The sequence below is a fragment of the Telluria sp. AZSoR62 genome (genome assembly GCF_058111565.1).
This window is the reverse complement of sequence record NZ_JBYTST010000686.1, coordinates 1-229: the sequence shown is the minus strand read 5'-3', so window position 1 is coordinate 229 and position 229 is coordinate 1. Positions and strand designations below refer to the sequence as shown.

Genomic DNA, 229 nt, shown 5'->3' with positions numbered 1-229 from the left:
CAGGCCGCGTTCGCCGGCTGGGCTGACACACCGCCGATCCGCCGTGCCCGCGTACTGTTCGAGTACCTGCACCTGTTGCGTGAACGCAAGGACGACCTGGCGCGCATCATTGTTGCCGAACACGGCAAGGTCTTCACCGACGCCCAGGGCGAGGTGGACCGTGGCATCGACATCCTTGAATTCGCCTGCGGCATTCCCAACCTGCTCAAGGGCGAACATTCCGACCAGG

Annotated in this window: 1 protein-coding gene; it reads left to right on the top strand. The window is 64.2% G+C overall.

Going from position 1 to position 229, the window contains the following annotated elements:
- Positions 1-229: aldehyde dehydrogenase family protein (locus AC3XQU_RS25160; protein ID WP_489876805.1), on the top strand; the 229-nt coding region annotated here is incomplete at both ends.